Source organism: Cellulosilyticum sp. (assembly GCF_982396655.1).
In genome coordinates this window covers 1-3,846 of sequence record NZ_CEVXFV010000101.1, presented here as the reverse complement: position 1 = coordinate 3,846, position 3,846 = coordinate 1, and the positions used below count along the sequence as shown (strand labels likewise).

Below are 3,846 nucleotides of genomic sequence, written 5' to 3'. Positions count from 1 at the left end.
GAGAAACCTATTTACGTACATGTATATTTCAAGGTTTTAGTTGGTTTCTCTATATTTGTACTTAGGGAGGTTTGAATAATGACTGATTTACTCAAGGATTTTAAGATTTCGGATAAGTTTTGGGGACAATATGAAAAGCTTATAAAAGATGTGGTTATTCCTTATCAAGAGAAAGTTCTACATGATGCAGTGCCTGGTGCTGAAAAAAGTCATGCCATAGATAATTTTAAAGCCGCCGCCAAGATGCTCGAAACAGGTAACTGTGAAGATACATTTTATGGTATGGTCTTTCAAGACAGTGATGTTGCCAAGTGGTTAGAAGCTGCTGCTTATTCTTTGCTTATTACGCCTGACAAGGCGCTTGAAGAACGCTGTGATGAGCTTATTGACTTAATTGGCAGAGCACAGCATAAAGATGGCTATCTGAATACTTATTTTACTGTGAAAGAGCCCGATAAAAGATGGACAAACTTACTAGAAGCTCATGAACTTTATTGTGCGGGACATATGATAGAAGCAGCCGTTGCATATGCTGAATGTACTGGCAAAACCAAACTTCTAGAGATTATGGAAAATATGGCAAACCATATATACCACCGTTTCATTGAAGAAAATACACCTGGCTTTCCTGGACACCCTGAAGTGGAGCTTGCACTCATGCGTTTATATCACTATACCCAAAATACCAAGTATCTAGAGCTTGCCACTCATTTCATCAATGTAAGAGGTGTAGATTCTGACTACTTCATTAAAGAATGTGAACAAAGGAATTGGACAGTCTGGAATGCAAATGCGCAGGACAAAGAATATACCCAATCTCACCTTCCTGTACGCGAGCAAACGAAAGCCGTAGGTCATGCAGTTCGCGCAGTATATCTCTACACCGGCATGGCAGATGTGGCTAAAAGCACGCATGATGAAAGCCTTGTAAAAGCTTGTAAAACCTTGTGGCATAATATTACATCTGCGCGCATGTACGTAACTGGCGCCATAGGTTCAGCTTATGAAGGCGAAGCCTTTACAGAAGATTATCATCTCCCTAACGATACCACTTACGGCGAAACTTGTGCTGCCATTGGCCTTATTTTCTTTGCCCGTAAAATGTTAGACTTAGAGAAAAACAGCCAATATGCCGATACGATGGAGCGTGCCTTATATAATTGTGTCTTAGCTGGCATGGAACATGATGGTACAAAATTCTTCTATGTTAATCCTCTTGAAGTCATTCCTGGCATATCTGGCAAGGCGGTTACACATCGTCATACTTTACCGCAAAGACCTAAATGGTTTACCTGCGCTTGCTGCCCACCTAATGTAGCTAGACTGATATCTTCTCTTGCGCAATATGCTTGGAGCATAGAAGATAATACTGTTTATTCACATCTATTCATTGGCGGCACCCTTAAACTGCCACAAGGCAAACTTAATGTCACTACTGCTTACCCTTATGATGATACTGTCTCTTATACCTTTGAACCTACTCATGATACAATGCCTTTAACATTAGCTATCAGATTGCCTTTCTGGAGTGCCCATACTACTATCTTACTTAATGACCAAAAAACAGACTATATTATCAAAGATGGGTATGCTTATATTACAAAGAATTTTGCACCTACAGATGACTTAACTGTCACCTTTGATATGTGCACCAAACGAATCTTTGCAAATTCTAAGGTAAGCAGTGACTATGGCAAAGTTGCATTTTCAAGAGGCCCCCTTATCTACTGCCTTGAAGGCATAGATAATAATGAAGACATTCTTTCCCTCTATATCAAAAAAGATGCCACTCCAGTTCCACAGGCATATGACCCTGTTAAACTAAATGGCATCACAGAAATTAAAATTGAGGGTTACCGCCTCCAAGATACTCAAACGCTCTACGCCTTTAATCGGCCACACCTTACCCCTTGCCAACTCACGCTAATTCCTTATTATGCTTGGGGTAATAGAGGCCTAACCCAAATGCGCGTTTGGAATGCTGAAATTGAGTAATCATGAAATAGTTTGCTAATTGTTTTTTAATTTAAAGGAGCTACCGCACATATCAAATGATTTTGCGATAGCTCCTTCTAACATATTATCTCTCGTCTAGTAACTCTGCTTCTTTAACTAGCACTCTTTCTTCATAACCATCAATTTTCATATCTAGCCTTTCCAATGTTGCTTGCATATTTTCAATGCGCTCTGCAAGCTGTCTGCGCTGCTCCACTAAAAGTGCCTTACGTGCCTTTACCGTTGAAGCACCTTGCTTAAACATAGCCACATATTCTATAAGTGCCTCTATGGAAATCCCTGCACTACGCATACACTTTATAAACTCAATCCATCCTAAATCTTCTTCTGTATAATCTCTAATCCCACTTTTATTACGATTTACATGAGGTATAAGGCCTATACGTTCATAATATCTTAATGTATTCGCGGTTAGATCAAATCTTCTACTTGCCTCTGCTATAGTCATAATCTATCGCTCCTCCAAATCTAGCTTTTCTTTTATGCTACACCCTGGAGTTTACTCCAAGTCAATATATAAATCTTATTATTTATTTTTAATATCACACCAATTTATATGCATACTCTCTTTACCTATCCCAAACTTTTCAAAGTAGGCATTTTCTTTAGGAATCCATTCATTTTTAAAGCGTACTAATTTTTCCTCACCATTTCTCTTTCGTATATTTTCTATTTGCTGAGCTGCTGCAATGTCCATAAAGATATGTATATCATATGGATCTTTAAAGTATGGATGCATGCTGTAGGAACCTTCAATAATGTTAAGTCGCTTAGGTGTTATCTTAATGCTTTCCTTCATCCTTCTTTCCATGCAGCTAAATGGCCGATAAATAACGTCTTGTCTCTTTTTGACAGGCTCTATTACTTCTAAAGCAAAGCGTTCATAATCTATATTTCCGCCTATCTCAGCTAAACGCTGTGGTGTTCTCTGTGCATCCTGTAAGAAAAAATCATCCATATGAAAAAGATTGCAATCATATGACGCTTTTAGATAATATGCCAGCGTCGTCTTGCCACTAGCACATTTACCATCTATGGCAACAAGTAAAACGTCCTTATGTGAATTTACAAGCAGCTCTTCTATCGCCTTTTTAGCCGGCATAAAACGTGCTTTACAACTTTGCCTTAATTTATTCTCTAGCATACATACTTCCTACTTTCCTGTTTGCTTAATTTATAAACCAATAATGGAATTAAAATAAGCTGCAAGATAATTCCTGGGATGGCATTTGCTACAGCCTGCATCACAAAAATCTTCCATGTAAAGACATTGCCTAACATACTATAAAGTCCTATGGATACAACTGCCCATACCACTCTCCCTAAAATCATAGCACTGATTAATGAAATATAAATTCCCCACTTTTTATCATGTAATCTTTTGTACATTAACCCTGATACCAAGCCATAAGTAGCAAGTTCAAAGGCCATGGCCACAGCTGTTGGCATGAAGGGAGGCGCAGCAAATATAACACTTCTTAGAAGTGGTACCACCGCTCCTGCTACAAACCCGTATGGACCACCACAAAGAAAGCCACAAAGAATAATTGGTAAATGCATGGGTAGAAGCATATTTCCTATACTTGGAATCTGCATTGTAATAAAAGGTAATATCATCCCAATTGCCATAAATAATGCCGTTAATACTATTTTTCTTGTACTACTATTTTGTGTTTGCATGCCCATCTCCCTATCTTCTATAAATATATTCTTTCTATTATAATATTTCTAACTATAATTTAGCACCTGAAGTAAACGCCATGTCAATAGTTAAGAAATCGAGTAGGAGGATAACCATTAATTGATTATCCGACCTCTCACACCACCGTA

The 3,846-nt window shown here is 38.2% G+C and carries 4 protein-coding genes; 1 reads left to right on the top strand and 3 read right to left on the bottom strand.

What is annotated here, in order from left to right; genetic code table 11:
• Window positions 1-78 precede the first annotated feature (78 nt).
• Window positions 79-1,995, top strand: coding sequence for a glycoside hydrolase family 127 protein (locus tag AC1VAQ_RS20770; RefSeq protein WP_303244144.1), 1,917 nt, complete (start codon window positions 79-81; stop codon window positions 1,993-1,995).
• Window positions 1,996-2,080: 85 nt separating this feature from the next.
• Here the strand turns inward: AC1VAQ_RS20770 and AC1VAQ_RS20765 are convergent, their stop codons facing one another.
• The 3 genes from AC1VAQ_RS20765 to AC1VAQ_RS20755 form a co-directional block, all read right to left on the bottom strand.
• A complete protein-coding gene (locus AC1VAQ_RS20765; protein WP_479904512.1) occupies window positions 2,081-2,464 on the bottom strand; it encodes a MerR family transcriptional regulator in 384 nt (127 codons plus the stop codon).
• A 78-nt stretch (window positions 2,465-2,542) separates the two neighbouring features.
• Window positions 2,543-3,160: a hypothetical protein gene (locus AC1VAQ_RS20760; protein WP_303244145.1), complete on the bottom strand. Its 618-nt coding sequence runs from the start codon at window positions 3,158-3,160 to the stop codon at window positions 2,543-2,545.
• On the bottom strand, window positions 3,154-3,696 hold the full coding sequence (locus tag AC1VAQ_RS20755; protein WP_302599591.1) for an ECF transporter S component: 543 nt from the start codon (window positions 3,694-3,696) through the stop codon (window positions 3,154-3,156). Before AC1VAQ_RS20755 ends, AC1VAQ_RS20760 begins: the two co-directional genes overlap by 7 nt.
• Window positions 3,697-3,846: the final 150 nt, after the last annotated feature.

What these genes read in the sequence shown, in the direction of transcription:
- AC1VAQ_RS20760 (WP_303244145.1), bottom strand. Translation starts at nt 3,160, where the DNA reads ATGCTAGAGAATAAATTAAGGCAAAGTTGTAAAGCACGTTTTATGCCG.
- AC1VAQ_RS20765 (WP_479904512.1), bottom strand. Translation starts at nt 2,464, where the DNA reads ATGACTATAGCAGAGGCAAGTAGAAGATTTGATCTAACCGCGAATACA.
- AC1VAQ_RS20770 (WP_303244144.1), top strand. Translation starts at nt 79, where the DNA reads ATGACTGATTTACTCAAGGATTTTAAGATTTCGGATAAGTTTTGGGGA.
- AC1VAQ_RS20755 (WP_302599591.1), bottom strand. Translation starts at nt 3,696, where the DNA reads ATGCAAACACAAAATAGTAGTACAAGAAAAATAGTATTAACGGCATTA.